We start from the raw sequence: 17,306 nt of genomic DNA on the forward strand, positions 1-17,306 counted from the left end.
TGCAAGCGCGCCGCTAGCACCCGGTCCGCGCGGGTCGACCCACCGCACCGACCGTGCCGCCGCGTCGTGGCCCGGCCCGACGGTCGACCAGGCGGCTCCACCCTCCGGGTCGGCACCCGCCCCGAATCAGGCGAGCGACGCCGCCGCCCGCACCTCGCCGACCACGCCCTCGCCACCGCTCACCGGCGTGAGCTGCCAGCGGGACAGCACCTCGGCCGGCACGCCCAGGCGCAGCAGCCCCGCGGTCAGCGCGGGCAGCCGCCCGCGGTCGCCGCCGTCGTCCAGCTTGAGCGCCACGGCACCGGCGCCGGGCAGGGCGGCGACGTGCACCCCGTCGGCGCCCCCCTTCACCAGCAGCTCGGGCACGCCCTGCATGAGCTCGGTGTCGTCCCGTCCGGTGCCGGCCACCAGCCAGGGGTGGGCACGCATCGCGTCGGCGACCAGCCGGCCGGGGCTGCCCGGGTCGGCCTGCACCAGCGAGAGCACCCCGCGGGCCAGCCCGGTCAGCGACAGGGCGTGCTGGGGCGCGCCGCAGCCGTCGACGACGACAGCGCTGACCGGCTCCCCGGCCGCCGCTCCCAGCCGCGCCTCGATCGCCTGCTGCAGCGGGTGCTCCTGGGCGAGGTAGCCCTCGGTCGGCCAGCCCGCGGCCACGCAGGCCGACAGCATCGCGGCGTGCTTGCCCGAGCAGTTCATCGCCAGCCGGTCGGGCGCCCGCCCCGCCACCAGCCACTGCGCCCGGGTGCCCTCGTGCTGCGGCAGCGCGGGCGGGCAACCCAGGTCGCCGGGCTCCAGCCCGGCTCCGGCCAGCAGCTGGGCGGCGAGCTCGCGGTGCCCGTCCTCGCCGCTGTGCGAGGCCGCGCCGAGGGCCAGCTCCCGGTCGTCCCGGGGGCGCCAGCCGGCGTCCAGCAGCGCCGTGGCCTGCACCGGCTTGTTCGCCGAGCGCGGCAGCACCGGACGGCGGACGTCGCCCACCTCGAGCAGCGGGGCGCCCGCGGCGTCCAGCACGACGAGCGAACCGCGGTGCACCGACTCCAGGAACCCCGAGCGCCACACCTCGACCAGCACCGGCGAGCCCGGCCAGCCCGTCGTCATGGGCGGTGCCGCGACTCGTCGGCGAGCAGCTGGGCGACGTCGGCCAGGCCGTCCCGGTAGCGCCGGCCGAGCTCCCCGGCCAGGGCGTCCATCACCTGCTGCACCCCGCGCCGGCGCTCCGACAGGCTGCGCTCGCCCTCGCCCAGCGCCCGCGCGGCGCGCTCGAGCTGGTCGTCGGGCAGCGCCGGGACGTCGGAGAGGTCGACCCCGGGAGCCAGGCCGTTCACCCAGTGCTCGTGCTGCCCGGGGTCGGTGGGCTGCACGGTCTGGTGGCGACCCAGGCCGTGCGCGGGGCCCCGGCCCTTCTCGGCGAGGATCTCCGGCAGCAGGTCGACCAGCGAGCGGCCGTCGTGCTCGGCGCGGCGCTGCAGCTCCCGGCGGACGATGTCCAGCCGGCCCTGCAGCAGGCGGCGCGTGTAGGAGAGGTTGACCTCGGCCTGCTCGGCCTGCTGGCGCAGTGCGCGGACCTCGCTCATCGGCAGCTGCTCCACCCCGTCCAGGAAGGACGGGTCGAGCAGCGCGTCGACGGCGGCGCCGCCGGCAGCGGTCGGGCTGGTCACGGGGCGACCTCCACGGGGGTGTGCTGGACGGGGTCAGTGGCGCCGATGCCCAGCAGCTGCCGGGCCTGCACCGGGGACAGCGGCGGACGCTGGGCGATCCGGGCGAGCCCGGCCGCACGCGCCACCAGCTGGGCGTTGTCGCGCACCGGCTCGCCCGGTGCGTAGGTGAGGGTGTCCTCCATGCCGACGCGCAGGTGCCCGCCGGCCGACAGCGCGGCCAGCATCACCGGCAGCGAGGTGCGCCCCACGCCGGTGGCGGCGAACGTCGCACCGGGCGGGAGCGCGGGCAGGCAGGCGGCCAGCGCCGCCGTCGTCCCGGGCATGCCGCCGGGCACGCCCATGACCAGGTCGACGTGCACGTGCCCACCGTGCGGCGGGCCGTGCCGGTCGAGCAGGCGCGCCAGGGTGGCCAGGTGGCCGAGGTCGAACACCTCGTACTCGGGGACGATGCCGCGCTCCTGCATCCGGGTGTGCAGCTCGACGATCAGGTCCCAGGGGTTGAGGAACACGTCCCGGCCGAAGTTCACCGTGCCCAGCGACAGCGATGCGGCGTCCGGCCCGGCGTCCAGGACGGCCAGGCGCGCCTCGGCCGGGTCGGTGACCGCCCCGCCGGTGGACAGCTGCACCACCAGGTCCGTGGCCTCCCGCACCGCGGCGACCACCTCACGCACCCGCGGCAGGTCGAGCGTGGGACGGGTGTCGACGTCCCGGACGTGCAGGTGCAGGACGGCGGCGCCGAGCGCCTGGCAGTCGCGGGCCGTGGCGACGACCTCCTCGACGGTGACCGGCAGCGCCGGCACGTCGGCCTTGGCCGACTCCGCCCCGGTGGGGGCGAGGGTGATCAGAGTCCCCTCGACGCCGCCGGCAGTGCTCACGCCCGCATCGTCGCAGACCGCACGGCCCGGACCCGGTTCCGGGCCGCAGCCACGTCGGCGTCGACCTCCTGCGGCCCGTCGTCGGGGTCGATACCGGCGACGGCGTCGCCGACGTGCAGCGCCGCGTCCGGGGCCACGGACTGCTTGACCAGGGCGAGGGCGATCACCCCGAGCTCGTGGTGGCGCACCACGGTGCCGACCCGGCCGACGTCGCGGCTGCCGGAGGTGACCGGCGTGCCGGGGGCGGGGAGCGCCTCGCTCATGCCGTCCAGGTGCAGCAGCACCAGCCGCCGCGGCGGGCGGCCCAGGTTGTGCACCCGGGCGACCGTCTCCTGGCCGCGGTAGCAGCCCTTGTCCAGGTGGACGGCGGTGCGCAGCCAGGGCAGCTCGTTGGGGATGGTGCGGTGGTCGGTGTCGACGCCGGCGCGCGGGCGGCGGGCCTCCACGCGCAGCGCCTCGAACGCGTCCAGCCCCGCCGGCACGGCGCCGGCGGCGAACAGCTCGCCGGCGCGGGCGGCCAGCTCGGCGCGCGGCACGAGCAGGTCGACGACCGCGGCGCTCCCGTCGCCGATCGCGGGCGACCGGCGGGCCCAGCCGCCGCCGGGCAGCGGGACGACGGCGTGCTCGGCGGCCGGGACGGGCCAGCCGGCCGCGGTCAGCACCTCGTCGGCCCGCGGCCCGGCCAGGCTCAGCAGCGCCCAGGCGTCGGTGACCAGCGCCGGCTCCACGCGGAGCATGAACCGCATCTTCTGCAGCCACTCGGCCAGCGCGGCACCCGCGCCGGGCTCGGCGTCGGCCCAGGTGCTGCCGGCCAGCTCGGCGAGGACGACGTGGTGCTCCACGTGCCCGTTGGGCCCCAGGAACAGCGCCTCGGTGCCGGTGCCGTCGGCGAGCTCCCGCAGGTGCTGGGAGCTGAGGTCGTGCAGCCAGGACAGCCGGTCCGCGCCGGTCACGGTCAGCACGTCCCGGTCGCTGCGGTCGACCAGCCCGGCACCCTCGGCCAGACGGCGCTGCTCGGGCAGCGGCTCGCCGTAGTGCGCGGCGACCGTGCCGGTACCGCCGTCGGGGAGGGCGAGCGCGACGGCGCCCGGCCGGGACAGCAACGGGGAGGGGGTGGTCATGAGTGCTCCGTCCGGATCGTGTCGGCGCAGGCCCGGCAGGTGCCCGACAGCGCCACGTGGCCCACGTCCAGCGTGAAACCGAGCTCGGCCCCCAGACGTTCCGCGGCGCCGTCGAGCACCGTCGGGTCGACCGAGCTGATCTCACCGCAGGCCTGGCAGACCACGTGCACGTGCCGGTGCTGCTGGCCCGCGTGGTAGATCGGGGCGCCCTTGCCCAGGTGGGTGTGCCACACCAGGCCGAGCTGCTCGAGCAGCTCGAGGGTCCGGTAGACCGTGGAGGTGTCCGGGGCGGCGCCGTCCGGGCCGGCCTCGGCCCGCAAGCGCGAGCTGATGTCCTCCGGAGTGCCGTGCGAGAGCGCGGTGACGGCGGCGAGCACCCGCTGGCGCTGGGTGGTCAGCCGCAGTCCCCGGGCCCGCAGCTGCTCGGCCAGCGGCGCGGTGCCGGGCTCCCCGGACGGACTCAGCTCCTCGGACACGCCGCCAGCCTAGGACCGCCGTACGGCAGGGTGGAGCCGTGACGAGCACGCGCGTGGCGGTCTGGCAGGACGGCGGAGCCCGGGTGGTCGACCCCACCCAGCCGGTGGTGACCGCGCTGGACCTCGGTCTGGGGCGGGGCGACGGCTGCTTCGAGTCGGTGCTGGTGACCGGCGGGGCGACCCCGCAGCTGGCCGGGCACCTCTCCCGGCTGCGCCGTTCGGCCGCGTTGATGGAGCTCTCGCACCCCGGCGACGACGCGGTGCGCGCGGTCGTCGGCGCGCTCGTCGCGGGCTGGCCGGCCGAGGTCGACGGCGCCTGCCGGGTGTTCCTCACCCGCGGGCTCGGCGACGGCACCCCGCCCACGCTGCTCGCCCTGCTGGCCCCGGTGCCTGCGGAGACGCTGCGCCAGCGGGAGCAGGGGGTGGCGGTGGTGACCCTCACCCTGGGCCTTTCCGCCGACGTCCGGGCGGGCTCCCCGTGGCTGCTGGGCGGGGCGAAGACCCTCTCCTACGCCGTCAACATGGCCGCGCTGCGCGAGGCCCACCGGCGCGGCGCCGACGACGTCGTCTTCACCTCGGTGGAGGGGCAGCTGCTGGAGGGGCCGACGTCGACCGTCGTCTGGGCCGCCGGCGGGCGGCTGCACACCCCACCCGCCGAGACCGGCATCCTCGCCGGCACCACCCAGGCGCGGCTGTTCGCCGCCGCGGAGGCCGACGGCTGGCCCACCGCGGTCACCCGCGGGACGGTCGCGGACCTGCACACCGCCGACGCGGTCTGGCTGCTGTCCGGGATCCGCGGCGCCACGGCCGTCGTCCGGGTCGACGGGGTGGCGCGGGGGGACCGCGGGCTGACCACCCGGGTGCGCGAGCTGCTGGCCCGCTGAGCCACGACCCCGGCCGGAGTGATCCGCGTCCCCGGTAGTGTGGTCAAAGGGTGCGCCGGGAAGTCTGGTCGGCAACTTCCTTCCCGACCCCGCACAACGGAGCCGCCACGTGAGCAACCCCACCCGCCTGTTCAGCCGCGGGTCCTACCCGGAGGCGACGCGGATCGCCGCGATCCTCCGCAAGGAGACCATCGGCGGGGCGCTGCTGCTGGTGGGCACCGTGATCGCCCTGGTCTGGGCGAACTCGCCGTGGTCGGAGGCCTACGAGTCGCTGCGCGACACCCGGGTGGGGCCGGAGTCGCTGCACCTCGACCTCACCCTCGGCACCTGGGCGGCCGACGGGCTGCTGGCGATCTTCTTCTTCGTGGTCGGGCTGGAGCTCAAGCGCGAGTTCGTCGCCGGTGACCTGCGCGACCCCCGGCGCGCGGCCCTCCCGGTCGCCGCGGCGGTCGGCGGCATGGTCGTCCCCGCACTGTTCTTCGTGCTGGTGAACCTGCGCACCGGCGACGGCGCGCTGGGCGGCTGGGCCATCCCCACGGCGACCGACATCGCCTTCGCCCTCGCCGTCCTGGCCGTCATCAGCACCCACCTGCCGACCGCACTCCGCACCTTCCTGCTGACCCTGGCGGTCGTCGACGACCTGCTGGCCATCACCGTGATCGCGGTGTTCTACACGTCCAGCCTGGCGATCACCCCGCTGCTGCTGGCGCTGATCCCGCTGGCCGTCTTCGGGTTCCTGGTGCAGAAGCGCATCCGGTCCTGGTGGCTGCTCATCCCCCTCGCCGTGATCACCTGGGTGCTCGTGCACGAGTCCGGGGTGCACGCCACGGTCGCCGGGGTGCTGCTGGCCTTCACCGTGCCCGTGGTGCGCAGCGCGGCGGGCGGTGGGCCGGAGGCCGGGCCGGGTCTGGCCGAGCACTTCGAGCACCGCATCCGCCCCATCTCCGCCGGCTTCGCCGTCCCGGTGTTCGCCTTCTTCGCCGCCGGCGTCACGATCGGCGGCCTGTCCGGCCTGGTCGAGTCGCTGTCCGACCCGGTCGCCATCGGCATCGTGGTCGGCCTGGTGGCCGGCAAGACGGTCGGCATCACCGGCGCCACCTGGCTGGTCTCCCGGTTCACCCGCGCCGAGCTCGACGAGTCGCTGGGCTGGCCCGACGTCATCGGGCTGGCCATGCTCGCCGGGATCGGGTTCACCGTCTCGCTGCTCATCGGCGCGCTCGCGTACGGCGAGGGCTCGCTGCGCGACGAGCACGTGAAGGTCGGCGTCCTCGTCGGCACCCTGACGGCGGCCCTGCTGGCCTCGATCCTGCTGAAGTCGCGCGACCGCCGGTACCGCCGGATCGCCGCGATCGAGGTGGCCGACCGCAACCAGGACGGCGTGCCCGACGTCTACCAGACCGAGGACGGGCGCACGATCCGCACCGTCGACGACAAGGCCATGCACGACCCGGACTGGGAGGACACCCCTCCGCCCGGGCGCACGGTCGGCCCGTCCGCCGACAGCTGAACAAATGTCGTTGCCGACCTCCGGAACCGGTCGTACCGTCTCAGGTACACGAGAGAGGAGGTGGTCCGAAAGTTGCATACGTTCAGGACTCGTGAGGTGGCTGTCCGCTAGCCGCCGTCCAGATGGGCCGCCCGTTCAGGCACTGTCGAAGACCGGCAGGAACTGAACGACGGCAATCCCGCCCGTCCGTCGTACGGCGGCGAGCGAGAACCGGACAGTCACCCGACCCCCGGGCCGCCGACCGTTGTCCAGTCGGCCCGTGTGCAGCTCCCCGCTCCGGCGGGTCCAGCGCCGCGGAGCAGCCCGGGGGTTGTCCGTTCCCTGGGGAGACTCGACGCCGTGCAGTTCGCCGGGCGCGCGGTCGCGCTGGACACCACCGCGGGCCTGTGGCTTGCCGAGGCCGCCCGGAGCGCCCGCCCGGAGACCGTGGCCGCGCTCGTGCCCGCCGGCTTCCCGGCGCTGGCCCGGGTCTTCCACCCCGCCGTCCGCTACGCCGGGGACGACGACGTCGAGGTCCCCTGGTCCTCCGTCGCCGCCGCCAACGGCACCGCCGCCCACCCGCTGATGCAGTGGGGCTCGGTCACCGGGGCCATGGACTACTTCGAGAACGACGACCAGGCCCCGCTGTGGCACGGCGCCCCCGCCCGCGGGCACCTGCCCGTACCGGTCGCCGAGCGCCTGGTCGAGGTGCTCAGCCGGTACACCCGCACCCCCGACGTCTGCTGGTTCGGCGTCGCGCTGGGCGGCGCGGTGATCACCGACCACCCGACCCTGACCCTCGCCGACCGGGAGTACTGGCTGGTCAACGGACCCGTGTCGCTGGCCGCGGAGAACTTCGCCGCCGAGCCCTACGAGCAGAGCGCCAACCTGTGGTGGCCGGCCGACCGGGCCTGGTGCGTGGCCACCGACATCGACCTGGTGACCACCTACGTCGGAGGCAGCACGGCCTGCATCGCCGAGCTGCTCGAACTCCCGGAGTTGGAGACCGCACCGGCCGCCGCCACCGACCGCACCACCTGGGACGCCGACGAGGTCAACCCCGTCCCCGCCGACGCCCCCGATTAGAAGGACCCCCTCGCCCTCACCGCTCGCACGCTCGCGGCGGGCCCCTGGGAGGGGGCCGGAACAGCTAGAGCTGGGCGAGCTCGGCTTCGAGGTCGTCGAGGCCCAGGCTGCCCTGGGAGAGCGCGGCCATGTGCCAGGCCTTGAGGTCGAAGCCGGCGCCGCGGGCCTGCTGGGCGGCCGCCCGGCCGGCGAGCCAGGCCCGCTCCCCCAGCTTGTAGCTGATCGCCTGCCCGGGCATGCCGAGGTAGCGCACCAGCTCGCTGTCCAGGAACTCCGGGGCGCGGCCGCAGAAGTCGCCGAAGAAGGCGCGGGCCAGCTCCGGCGTCCACGGCTCCCCGCCGTGCCCGGCGATCGAGCCCGTGACGTCCTCGGGGATGGGCAGCTCCAGGTGCATGCCGATGTCGATGACCACGCGGACGGCGCGCATCTGCTGCGCGTCCAGGTAGCCCAGCCGCGCGCCGGTGTCGCTCAGGAAGCCCAGCTCGTCCATCAGCCGCTCGGCGTAGAGCGCCCAGCCCTCCGCGTTCGCGCTCACCATGCCCAGCGAGGTCTGGTAGGTCGACAGCTCGCCCGAGACGTAGGCCCACTGGGCCAGCTGCAGGTGGTGGCCGGGAACGCCCTCGTGGTACCAGGTGGAGACCAGGTCCCACAGCGGGAAGCGGTCCTTCCCCAAGGTGGGCAGCCAGGTGCGGCCGGGCCGGGAGAAGTCCTGCGTGGGGCGGGTGTAGTAGGGCGCGGCGGCGCTGCCCGGGGGCGCGATCATCGCCTCGACCCGGCGCACCGGCTCGGCGATGTCGAAGTGCACCCCGTCGAGCGCGTCCATCGCCTCGTCCATCATGGTCTGCAGCCGCTGCCGGATGGCCTCGACGCCCTCGACCGCCTCGCCGTGCTCGTTGAGCCAGCGCATCGCCTCCATCGGCGTGCTGCCCGGCAGGACCAGCTCGGCCAGCGTGCGCTGCTCGGCGAGGATCCGCTGGTGCTCGGCCCAGCCCCAGGCGTAGGCCTCCTCGAGGCCACCGTTCGCGCCGAGGTCGCTCCCGTTCCAGGACCGGGCGAAGCGGGCGTACCGCTCGCGGCCCACGGCGTCCGGCGTCCCCTCGGTCTGCGGGGCGTACTCGTCGCGGAGGAAGTCCCGGACCTCGGCGACGGCGGCGTCGGCGGCCTGCGCGGCGGCGTCCAGCTCAGCGCGCAGCTCGTCGGGGCCCGCGGCCACCAGGCCGGCGAAGTACGGGCCGGTCAGCCACTCGTCGAGCTGGCCGACGACGGTCTGCACCTGACGCGGCGCGGCGAACAGCCCGCGGGCCGCACCCGCGGACAAGGACGCGCGGTAGCCGCGGTAGGCCTCCGGCACCCGGGCCAGCCGCCGCGCCAGCACCGCCCAGTCCTCGGTGCTCGCGGTCGGCATCAGCGAGAAGACCTGCCGGATGGAGTGCACCGGGGAGAACAGGTTGGACACCGAACGGAGGTGCTCGCCGGCCTCGTGCAAATCCAGGGCGGCGGTCAGCCGCTCCCGCAGCAGCCGGGCACACCGCCGCTCGACCGGGTCCTCGGCCAGCGCCGGGTCCTCGGCCAGCACCCGGTCGAGCTCGGTGAGCGTGCGGCGGACCAGCTCCGCCTCCGCCTCGGCACCGGCGGGGCTGGTGTCCGGCAGCCGGTCGTCACCGGGCCGGGTGCCCAAGGCGGTGGCCACGAGCGGGTCGAGGTCGGAGATCGCCTCGACGTAGGCGTCGGCGACCTGCCGCGGGGTGCGGGGCGCGGGGCTGGGCACGGTCAGCGGATCCTCTCCAGGCGGGCGGACATGGTCGGCCGCAGCGGCTGGTCGCCGGCAGCCCGGTCGATGGCGTACATCAGCGCGCCGTCGACGATCCCGTAGAGCCGGGTGGCGCGGCTGGTGTCGGGGTGGTCGGGGGTGCGGGCCAGCACGTCGCTGACCAGCTCCCAGCTCGTCGTCGTCCGGGCCGTGCCGGCGTAGATCTCGACCAGGCCGGCCGGGGAGGCGACGAGCACCTCCACCTCGTCCTCGCCGCGCGGGCGCCAGAAGCCGGTCTCCCGCTGGTCGGCGCCGACGACCTCGCCGTCGTCGCTCAGCCGCCAGGTGCGCGACTCGTAGAAGAGGAACCCCCGGCCGTCGTGGGCGAAGCGCACCCACTGCCCGAAGCGGTGGTCGCCGCCGGACCCGGCGGCCTGCCCCTCGCCGTGCCACTCGCCCAGCAGCGGGAGCAGGGACAGCAGCTCGTGGGCGACCTCCGGGCCCTCGCGGACGTCGACGGTGTCGGGCACCGGGAGCTCGGTCGGGCCGCTGGCCGGCTGCGGGGGCAGTCCCGGCGGCGTGGGCGCGGTCATCGGGCGCGCTCCGGACGTGCGCGGCGCGTCAGCCGCCACGCGGACGCCGCGCAGCCGACGGCGGTCAGCGCGGTGCACGCCACCAGGAACCAGGCGGAGAACAGACCCATGGGGCCACGCTATCCGCGCGCTCCCATGCCGGCTCCCGCGGCCCCGTCCTGGGCCGCCGACCAGCTCTGCACCGTCGTCCGGACGACGTCGTCCCAGGGCGTCGCGGTCAGCCCGAAGGTCGCCGTCGTCTCGGACGCGTCCAGCACGAACTCCTGGTCCCACTGGTGCCGGATCGCCACGATCTCCCGCATCAGCGGGACGGCGAGCCCCGCGGCGCGCAGCACCGGCCAGGGGGTTCCGGTGACCTTGGCCGGCGGTGCACCCATGGCCCGGGCCAGGTCGGTCAGCGCCCGCCGCTGGGAGAGGGGCGCGGAGCTGGGCACGTGCCACGCGCGGCCCCAGGACCGGTCATCGCTGCCCAGCGCGACCAGGGTGGCCGCGGCGTCGGGAACGTTGGTCCAGCTGCGCGGGACGTCGGGGTTCCCGATCACCCACGCCCGCCGGCCGCGGCGCAGGGTGTCCAGCTGGCGGATCAGGTGCGACTGGGCGGCAGGGACGCCGGGCCCGACGAAGTCCGACGCCCGGGCCTCGGTGACCCGCACCCGCCCGGCCTGCTGCGCGGCGAGCGCGTCGGTCCACATCCGGGCCCGCAGCTGGCCCTTCACGTCCGTGGCGGCCAGCGGGGTCTGCGGCGTCATCGGGCCGGACGGGCGGCCGTACCCGTAGAGGTTGCCCATGATCACCAGCCCGGCACCGGAGCGCTCGGCGGCGGTCAGCAGCGCGGCGGCCACCGGCGGCCAGTCCCGGGCCCAGGTCGTGTAGCTGGGCGGGTTGACCGCGTTGTAGAGCACGTCGGCCCGGCCGACGGCGCGCACCAGCGCCTCGGCATCGGCCGCATCGACGGCCGCGTGCCGGACGGCATCGGTGCTGGTGCCGCCGCTGCGGGAGAGCACGACCACCTCGTGCCCCTGCTCGGCCAGCAGCCGGGCCGTCGCCGAACCGACCGGGCCCTTGCCGACCACCACGTGTCGCGCCATGTCCCCTCCAGGGAGCTCGTGCGAGAGCGGTGCTCTCGTCGATGCCGACGATGACCCCTTCGTCGGATCCTGTCAAGAGCGCCGCTCTCGGTTGTGATCGATGCTCTCCCAGTGGCACGATCGACCCGTGCCCCCGACCGCCCGTGAGCGCGCCCGCGCCGAGCTGACCGAGGAGATCACCGCACTGGCCCGCGCCCAGCTGGCCACCGTGGGCGCCGCCGGCCTGTCGCTGCGCGCCGTCGCCCGGGAGCTGGGCATGGTGTCCTCGGCGGTCTACCGGTACTTCCCCAGCCGCGACGACCTGCTCACCCGGCTGATCATCGACGGCTACGACGCCCTCGGGGAGGCAGCCGAGCAGGCGGACGACCCGACGGCGCCGCCGATGACCCGGTGGCTCGGGATCTGCCGGGCCGTGCGCCGCTGGGCCCGGGACCACCCGCACGAGTACGCCCTGCTCTACGGCTCCCCCGTGCCCGGCTACCGGGCGCCGCGGGACACCGTCCCGGCGGCCGCCCGGGTGGGTGCCGTACTGGGCGGGGTGCTGGGCGACGCCGCCCGCGCCGGGTCGCTGGCCCCGGCGACCGGCCGGCCGACCGGCACGGTCAGCGCCGACGTCACCCCGGTGCTGGGCGGGGAGCACCCGGCGATCGACGACACCGTGCGCGCGCGTGGACTGCGCGCGTGGAGCGGCCTGTTCGGCATGATCAGCTTCGAGCTGTTCGGCCACTTCGTCGGCTCGGTGGCCGACGCCGACGCGTTCTTCGACGACGGGATGCGCGACCTCGCCGGGCTCGTCGGCATCCGGGACACCTGAGTCCGCCGCCCACCCCAGCGGGTCGACCCGGGCGGGAACGCGACAGCGCCCGCCCCGGCCGGAGCCGGGACGGGCGCTGACCGGCCCCGCGCGGGGCCCGCCGTCAGGAAATGGCGAGGGTGGTCTCGTTCAGCCCGACCTCGGCGTCGACCGTGCGCTCGGCGCGGCCCACCGGAGCCAGCGTGCGCAGGGTCCACGTACCCGGCGCCGCGAAGAACCGGAACTCACCCTCGGGGCTGGTCACCACCTCGGCGGTGAACTCGCCCGTGGCGTCGAGCAGGCGCACGTAGGCGCCGGCCACCGGGGAGCCGTCGTGCCAGACCGAACCCTGGATCACCGTCTGGGTGGTCAGGTCGATCCCGGCCAGGGCACCGCCCTGCTTCGGGGCGCCGCACATGTCAGGCGCCCTTCGCGATCGGGACGCCGACCAGCGAGCCGTACTCGGTCCAGGAACCGTCGTAGTTCTTGACGTTCTCCTGGCCCAGCAGCTCCCGCAGCACGAACCAGGTGTGGCTCGAGCGCTCGCCGATGCGGCAGTAGGCGATGGTGTCCTTGCCGCTGTCCAGCCCGGCGTCCTCATAGAGCTTGCGCAGCTCGTCGTCGCTCTTGAAGGTGCCGTCCTCGTTGGCGGCCTTGCTCCACGGCACGTTGATCGCGCTGGGGACGTGGCCGGGACGCTGGGCACCCTCCTGCGGCAGGTGCGCCGGGGCGGTGAGCTTGCCGGAGAACTCGTCGGGCGAGCGGACGTCGACCAGGTTCTGCGCGCCGATCGCGGCCACGACCTCGTCGCGGAACGCGCGGATCGAGGTGTCGGGCTCGGCGGCCTGGTACTGGGTGGCCGGGCGCTCGACGGCGTCGGTGGACAGCGGGCGGCTGTCCAGCTCCCACTTCTTGCGGCCACCGTCGATCAGCTTGACGTCACGGTGCCCGTAGACCTTGAAGTACCAGTAGGCGTAGGCGGCGAACCAGTTGTTGTTGCCGCCGTACAGCACCACGGTGTCGTCGTTGCTGATGCCCTTGGCCGACATCAGGGCGCTGAAGCCCTCGCGGTCGACGAAGTCGCGGGACTCGGCGTCCTGCAGGTCGGTCTTCCAGTCCAGCTTGACAGCGCCCTCGAGGTGGCCCTTGTCGTAGGCGCTGGTGTCCTCGTCGACCTCGACGAAGACGATGCCGGGGTCACCCAGGTGCTCCTGGGCCCAGTCGGCGGTGACGAGCACGTCGCTACGGCTCATGGGTGCGGTTCCTCCATCGGATAGGTGGATGGTGCGCGATCTGCGGTGCGTTCGCGGGGCCGGTACCCAGTCGACCGCCGGCACACGGGCTCGGGCGGGAGGGGACGGCGGGGCCGGAGGGGAGGCGTGGTTCCTCAGCAGGCCGGACAGAGGCAGCTGCCGACGCGGCACAGGTCGACTGTGCGTCGCGAGGTCAGCAGGGTGCCCACGACTGCCGAGGGTAACGGATCACCGGGCAGGTGGGACATGGGCGTCGACCAGGGCGGTCAGCTCCTGCGGGCGCGGCGCCCCGGAGAGCCGTGCGACCACCGCCCCGGACCGGTCCAGCGCGATGAGCGTCGGGGTCACCCGGACCTCCAGCGCGCGCACCGCGTCCAGGTGGCTCTCGGCGTCGACGTGCAGGTGCCGCAGCCCCGGCCGGGTGCTCTCCAGCTGCCGCAGCCGCGCACGCGTGGCGCGGCACGACCCGCAGAAGGCGGTGGAGAACTGCACGACGGTGAGGTCGGCCTCCGCCGGGCGGGCGCCGAGCGCCGCCAGCACGGCGAGCGACTGCGCGGGACCGGTCACCTCGGGGGGAACGCCCGCCCACCACGGGCGCATTCCGCCGTGCTGGTCAGCCGCGCAGCACGGTGTCGGTCGCCTCGACCCGGGCCCGGACGCCGTCGTCCTGCGGGTCCACACCGGTGAGCTGCAGCCCGAAGGGCAGCTCGGGCACGGTGTAGCGGAAGTCGAGCAGGTCGGCAGCCCGGTCGACGAAGGAGCCGGGGACGTCGATGCCGACGGCCGACGCCTCCGCGACGTCGACCACCAGTTCCTGACCGTCGAGGGAGACCGTGCCGGTCGCGCTGACCGGGAACTCGACCCCGAGCACGTCCAGGGTGCTGGTGATCTCCAGCCTGTCACCCCCGGCGGGGCGCAGCGTGGTGTCCCCACCCAGCTGTTGGCTCAGCAGCGCGTAGGACAGCGTCGCCGTCCCGTCGACCCGCTCCACCGGGATCTCCTGCACCGATCCGGAGAAGACGTCGGACAGCGGCACCTCGACGCCGCGCAGCACCACGTCGGCCGAGGTGCCGGCCGGCTGCCCCAGCTCCTCGGCGGTGGCCTGGATGCGCACCTCCTCGTAGCGGCCGGCGACCGCCTGGGTCAGGAACGGGAACCCGGCGATGTCCACCTCCGGCTCACCCGCGAGCCCGCCCCGCTCGACGAGCTGGCCGGCCACCTGGTCCTCGGCCACGGCCACCCCCACCCGGTCGGCGACGACGAGCAGTCCGGCCAGCAGGAGGAGCAGCACCACGAGCGTCCGCACCGCCGCTCAGCCCGTCGCGTAGAGGGTGAGCGCGTACGCGAACGGCGCCGCGGCGGCGAAGGGGAGCAGCGCCTGCACGACCGGGAGCGCCCAGCTCGGCTCCCCGCGCTCGACCACGACGTAGGAGGCGCCCACCGCGGTCAGCGTGGCCACCCCGGCCAGCGTCGCCCCGTACATCGCGGACCAGAGCTGCTCCACCAGCGGCCCCCCACCGCCGGCCAGCAGGGCGACGGCGACGCCGGCCAGCACGGCCAGCACCAGGCCGACCAGGCCGCGGGGCACCCCGGGAGCCAGCACCGGGCGGGGCAGCAGCAGGTCGACCAGGTGGCCGACCACGAGCGCCGTGCCCACCACGATCGCCCCGGTGGTCGCCGCCGTCGGGCCGTCGTCGATCCGCGCGACCCCCAGCTGCACCGCGAGGGCGCACACCGAGCACAGCAGGAGCAGCACCCCGGCCAGCGAGGCCACCAGGTACAGCCGCGGCGCGGGGCGGGTCATCTGGTGGACGACGGCGGCCAGGAAGCCCAGCCCGAGCACGACCAGCAGCCCGTCCAGCTCGGGGCGCTCGGGCAGCAGCAGCGCGACGTCGGCGCCGGCGGCGGCGAGCACCCCCAGCAGCACCGACCCGACCGCCCCGCGGATGCCGGTGGCCACCACCCAGCCGGCGACCAGGGCCACCTGCAGCACGGCGACGGCCGCCACCCGGCCGGGCGTGCCCAGCAGCTCCGGCAGCCCGGCCAGCAGTGCGGCCGCCACGACCACGGCGAGGGCGGCCGGGAGGTGGTGGCGGCGCGACGACAGCTGCGACGACGGCAGGGTGTCGGGCGCGGCGGAGGTCACCCGCTGATCGTCCCAGAGACCCCCGTCGCCGTCGGGGCACCCCGGCGCGACGTGTCGGGGGGACCGACGGCCGCCACCGCCCAGCGGCCGATCCGCTCGGCCAGCGGCGCGGTCACCCCGTTCTCCCGGAGCCGCCGAACCCGTGCGCCAGCACGAACGTCGGCCGCCCGGCGGGCGCCCCGGGCAGGGCGGGGGCGGAGAAGCCGGCGAGCTGCACGCCGTCGTCGGTGTGGACCCGCAGCAGCGCGCCGTCGCCCGGGAGGGCGGATCGGCGCCGCACGTCCGCTATCCTGCCTGCTCACCTCGACATCGGCGTCGACGGCCCGCCAGATGGCAGCACGGTGAGGAGACCCCCATGCGACTCGTGCTCATGACCTCGGCCCGGCAGGCGACGACCGAGGTGCTGCCGGCCCTCGGGCTGCTCGCCCACCAGGTGCGCGTCGTCGCCCCGGAGCTGTCCAGCCTGCTCGACGGCGACGCCGGTGACGTCGTGCTGGTCGACGCCCGGCACGACCTGGTCTCCGCCCGCACGCTCTGCTCGCTGCTGGCCTCCACCGGGGTCGCGGCCTCGCTGGTCGCCGTCCTCTCCGAGGGCGGCCTGGTCGCGCTGTCGGCCGACTGGGGCGTCGACGACGTGGTGCTCGACACCGCCGGCCCCGCCGAGGTCGACGCCCGGCTGAAGTGGGCCACCGCCCGGCGCATGGCCGCCGCCACGCCGGTCGACGGCGGAGACGGCGGGGTGACCAAGGCCGGCGAGCTGGTCATCGACGAGCACAGCTACTCCGCCAAGCTCCGCGGCCGCCCGCTCGACCTGACCTACAAGGAGTTCGAGCTCCTCAAGTACCTCGCCCAGCACCCGGGCCGGGTCTTCTCCCGCGCGCAGCTGCTGCAGGAGATCTGGGGGTACGACTACTTCGGCGGCACCCGCACGGTCGACGTCCACGTCCGCCGCCTGCGGGCCAAGCTCGGCACCGAGCACGAGGCGCTGATCGGCACCGTGCGCAACGTGGGCTACAAGCTCGACCAGCAGGTCGCCGACGCCACCGCCGCGGCCCACGCGACCGCCACCGACACCGGCGCGCCGGTCTCCTGAGCGGCGTGGCCGGGACGACCACCGACATCACCGACGGCGACGGCCTCCCGCGGGAGGCCGTCGCCGAGGTGCGGGCGCTCCTGGGCGCGGCGCTCACCGCTGACGGCGTCCGGCCGGTGTCGGAGGAGGCCGAGCTGCGACTGCAGCACGGCGGTCCGGCCGGCGGCCGGGACGTCGTCGCCCGAGCGGCCGACGGCTCCCTCGTGGGCTACGCCCGGCTCGAGGTCGCCCCCGGCGAGGCCGAGGCGGAGGCGGAGCTGGTGGTCGCGCCGGCCGCCCGCCGGCGCGGCATCGGCACCGCGCTGCTGGCCCACCTCGAGACGCTCGCCGGCGACCGGCCGTTGCGCGTCTGGGCGCACGGCGAGCGGCCGGGCTCGGCCGAACTCGCCCGGGCCCGCGGCTACGAACGGGCCCGGGTGCTGCTGCAGATGCGCCGCCCGCTCACCGACGTCGACCCCGACCCGCAGCCGGCGCTGCCGCCGGGGGTCACGGTGCGCACCTTCCGCCCGGGCACCGACGAGGCCGCCTGGCTGCGGGTGAACGCCCGCGCGTTCGCCGCCCACCCGGAGCAGGGCCGCTGGACCGCCGAGGACGTCGCGCTGCGCGAGGCGGAGCCGTGGTTCGACCCGGCGGGCTTCTTCCTGGCCTGGGAGGGCGACCCCGACGACGGCGGCCGACTGCTCGGCTCGCACTGGACCAAGGTGCACCCCGCCGGCGAGGCCGGGCCCGACCCGGTGGGCGAAATCTACGTGCTGGGCATCGACCCCGACGCGCAGGGCATGCGCCTGGGCCGCGCGCTGACCGACCTGGGGCTCGCGCACCTGCGCCGGCTGGGACTGGGCGCGGTGCTGCTGTACGTCGAGGAGGACAACACCGCGGCGGTGCGGCTCTACGAGCGCAGCGGGTTCGTCCGGCACGCCGTCGACGTCGCCTGGCGGCGGGGCTCCGACCGCTCCTGACCGCAGCCCCGGCCGCGACGCGCTCGAGAGTGAGCCAGGCCACGCATT

General features: G+C 75.6%; 21 protein-coding genes. 6 read left to right on the forward strand and 15 right to left on the reverse strand.

Translation table 11 applies throughout. The annotated features are described in order from the left end of the window. Positions 1-126: 126 nt before the first annotated feature. Genes ACI79A_RS00530 through ACI79A_RS00550 form a run of 5 tightly spaced genes read right to left on the reverse strand, consistent with a single transcriptional unit; the run spans position 127 to position 4,127 of the window. On the reverse strand, positions 127-1,095 hold the full coding sequence (locus ACI79A_RS00530; protein ID WP_457078787.1) for an asparaginase: 969 nt from the start codon (positions 1,093-1,095) through the stop codon (positions 127-129). Further along, a complete protein-coding gene (locus ACI79A_RS00535) occupies positions 1,092-1,655 on the reverse strand; it encodes an RsiG family protein (protein ID WP_457078789.1) in 564 nt (187 codons plus the stop codon). The genes ACI79A_RS00530 and ACI79A_RS00535 overlap by 4 nt, the downstream gene beginning before the upstream one ends. Continuing rightward, a complete protein-coding gene (locus ACI79A_RS00540; protein WP_457078792.1) occupies positions 1,652-2,530 on the reverse strand; it encodes a 3-keto-5-aminohexanoate cleavage protein in 879 nt (292 codons plus the stop codon). The genes ACI79A_RS00535 and ACI79A_RS00540 overlap by 4 nt, the downstream gene beginning before the upstream one ends. Further along, entirely contained in the window at positions 2,527-3,651 is a 1,125-nt protein-coding gene (ygfZ, locus tag ACI79A_RS00545; RefSeq protein WP_457078794.1) for a CAF17-like 4Fe-4S cluster assembly/insertion protein YgfZ, read from the reverse strand. The genes ACI79A_RS00540 and ygfZ overlap by 4 nt, the downstream gene beginning before the upstream one ends. Further along, positions 3,648-4,127 carry a Fur family transcriptional regulator gene (locus ACI79A_RS00550; protein WP_457078796.1) on the reverse strand — a complete coding sequence of 160 codons (480 nt, stop codon included), beginning with the start codon at positions 4,125-4,127 and terminating at the stop codon, positions 3,648-3,650. Before ACI79A_RS00550 ends, ygfZ begins: the two co-directional genes overlap by 4 nt. Before the next feature lie 38 nt (positions 4,128-4,165). Between ACI79A_RS00550 and ACI79A_RS00555 the strand changes: the two genes are divergently transcribed. From ACI79A_RS00555 to ACI79A_RS00565, 3 genes are all read left to right on the forward strand, one after another. Further along, entirely contained in the window at positions 4,166-5,011 is an 846-nt protein-coding gene (locus tag ACI79A_RS00555; RefSeq protein WP_457078798.1) for an aminotransferase class IV, read from the forward strand. A gap of 109 nt (positions 5,012-5,120) precedes the next feature. Continuing rightward, positions 5,121-6,518 (forward strand): Na+/H+ antiporter NhaA, encoded by a 1,398-nt coding sequence (nhaA, locus tag ACI79A_RS00560; protein WP_457078800.1) that lies wholly within the window; start codon positions 5,121-5,123, stop codon positions 6,516-6,518. 339 nt (positions 6,519-6,857) lie between these two features. Beyond that, positions 6,858-7,583, forward strand: coding sequence for a hypothetical protein (locus tag ACI79A_RS00565; RefSeq protein ID WP_457078802.1), 726 nt, complete (start codon positions 6,858-6,860; stop codon positions 7,581-7,583). A 64-nt stretch (positions 7,584-7,647) separates the two neighbouring features. Here the strand turns inward: ACI79A_RS00565 and ACI79A_RS00570 are convergent, their stop codons facing one another. From ACI79A_RS00570 to ACI79A_RS00580, 3 genes are all read right to left on the reverse strand, one after another. Next, positions 7,648-9,351, reverse strand: a complete 1,704-nt coding sequence (locus tag ACI79A_RS00570) for a DUF885 domain-containing protein (protein WP_457078804.1) — start codon at positions 9,349-9,351, stop codon at positions 7,648-7,650. 2 nt (positions 9,352-9,353) lie between these two features. Further along, entirely contained in the window at positions 9,354-9,926 is a 573-nt protein-coding gene (locus ACI79A_RS00575) for an FABP family protein (protein ID WP_457078806.1), read from the reverse strand. Positions 9,927-10,045: 119 nt separating this feature from the next. After that, positions 10,046-11,014 carry an NAD-dependent epimerase/dehydratase family protein gene (locus tag ACI79A_RS00580; RefSeq protein WP_457078808.1) on the reverse strand — a complete coding sequence of 323 codons (969 nt, stop codon included), beginning with the start codon at positions 11,012-11,014 and terminating at the stop codon, positions 10,046-10,048. A gap of 127 nt (positions 11,015-11,141) precedes the next feature. Here ACI79A_RS00580 and ACI79A_RS00585 point away from each other — a divergent pair, with 127 nt between their 5' ends. Then, positions 11,142-11,828, forward strand: a complete 687-nt coding sequence (locus ACI79A_RS00585) for a TetR/AcrR family transcriptional regulator (protein WP_457078810.1) — start codon at positions 11,142-11,144, stop codon at positions 11,826-11,828. Between the two features lie 103 nt (positions 11,829-11,931). On the opposite strand, the gene ACI79A_RS00590 is transcribed toward ACI79A_RS00585, so the two are convergent. From ACI79A_RS00590 to ACI79A_RS00620, 7 genes are all read right to left on the reverse strand, one after another. Then, entirely contained in the window at positions 11,932-12,225 is a 294-nt protein-coding gene (locus tag ACI79A_RS00590) for a DUF1416 domain-containing protein (RefSeq protein WP_457078812.1), read from the reverse strand. Position 12,226: 1 nt separating this feature from the next. Continuing rightward, on the reverse strand, positions 12,227-13,060 hold the full coding sequence (locus ACI79A_RS00595; RefSeq protein WP_457078814.1) for a sulfurtransferase: 834 nt from the start codon (positions 13,058-13,060) through the stop codon (positions 12,227-12,229). Positions 13,061-13,194: 134 nt separating this feature from the next. Further along, positions 13,195-13,308 carry a putative leader peptide gene (locus ACI79A_RS00600; RefSeq protein ID WP_457078816.1) on the reverse strand — a complete coding sequence of 38 codons (114 nt, stop codon included), beginning with the start codon at positions 13,306-13,308 and terminating at the stop codon, positions 13,195-13,197. Continuing rightward, positions 13,289-13,627, reverse strand: coding sequence for a thioredoxin family protein (locus tag ACI79A_RS00605; RefSeq protein WP_457078818.1), 339 nt, complete (start codon positions 13,625-13,627; stop codon positions 13,289-13,291). The genes ACI79A_RS00600 and ACI79A_RS00605 overlap by 20 nt, the downstream gene beginning before the upstream one ends. A gap of 46 nt (positions 13,628-13,673) precedes the next feature. Beyond that, positions 13,674-14,354, reverse strand: a complete 681-nt coding sequence (locus tag ACI79A_RS00610) for an LmeA family phospholipid-binding protein (protein WP_457078821.1) — start codon at positions 14,352-14,354, stop codon at positions 13,674-13,676. A gap of 18 nt (positions 14,355-14,372) precedes the next feature. Then, positions 14,373-15,206 (reverse strand): hypothetical protein, encoded by an 834-nt coding sequence (locus ACI79A_RS00615; RefSeq protein ID WP_457078823.1) that lies wholly within the window; start codon positions 15,204-15,206, stop codon positions 14,373-14,375. Positions 15,207-15,318: 112 nt separating this feature from the next. Beyond that, a complete protein-coding gene (locus ACI79A_RS00620; RefSeq protein WP_457078825.1) occupies positions 15,319-15,486 on the reverse strand; it encodes a hypothetical protein in 168 nt (55 codons plus the stop codon). Between the two features lie 75 nt (positions 15,487-15,561). Between ACI79A_RS00620 and ACI79A_RS00625 the strand changes: the two genes are divergently transcribed. Beyond that, the gene (locus ACI79A_RS00625; protein WP_457078827.1) at positions 15,562-16,299 is read left to right on the forward strand and encodes a winged helix-turn-helix transcriptional regulator; all 738 of its coding nucleotides are present in this window, start codon (positions 15,562-15,564) and stop codon (positions 16,297-16,299) included. A 5-nt stretch (positions 16,300-16,304) separates the two neighbouring features. Then, positions 16,305-17,258: a mycothiol synthase gene (gene mshD / locus ACI79A_RS00630; RefSeq protein ID WP_457078829.1), complete on the forward strand. Its 954-nt coding sequence runs from the start codon at positions 16,305-16,307 to the stop codon at positions 17,256-17,258. The last annotated feature ends 48 nt before the right edge of the window (positions 17,259-17,306 follow it).

It is taken from the genome of Modestobacter sp. SYSU DS0657 (assembly GCF_054050925.1).

What these genes read in the sequence shown, in the direction of transcription:
- ACI79A_RS00530 (WP_457078787.1), bottom strand. Translation starts at nt 1,095, where the DNA reads ATGACGACGGGCTGGCCGGGCTCGCCGGTGCTGGTCGAGGTGTGGCGC.
- ACI79A_RS00595 (WP_457078814.1), bottom strand. Translation starts at nt 13,060, where the DNA reads ATGAGCCGTAGCGACGTGCTCGTCACCGCCGACTGGGCCCAGGAGCAC.
- ACI79A_RS00575 (WP_457078806.1), bottom strand. Translation starts at nt 9,926, where the DNA reads ATGACCGCGCCCACGCCGCCGGGACTGCCCCCGCAGCCGGCCAGCGGC.
- ACI79A_RS00625 (WP_457078827.1), top strand. Translation starts at nt 15,562, where the DNA reads ATGCGACTCGTGCTCATGACCTCGGCCCGGCAGGCGACGACCGAGGTG.
- ACI79A_RS00600 (WP_457078816.1), bottom strand. Translation starts at nt 13,308, where the DNA reads ATGTCCCACCTGCCCGGTGATCCGTTACCCTCGGCAGTCGTGGGCACC.
- ygfZ (WP_457078794.1), bottom strand. Translation starts at nt 3,651, where the DNA reads ATGACCACCCCCTCCCCGTTGCTGTCCCGGCCGGGCGCCGTCGCGCTC.
- ACI79A_RS00590 (WP_457078812.1), bottom strand. Translation starts at nt 12,225, where the DNA reads ATGTGCGGCGCCCCGAAGCAGGGCGGTGCCCTGGCCGGGATCGACCTG.
- ACI79A_RS00580 (WP_457078808.1), bottom strand. Translation starts at nt 11,014, where the DNA reads ATGGCGCGACACGTGGTGGTCGGCAAGGGCCCGGTCGGTTCGGCGACG.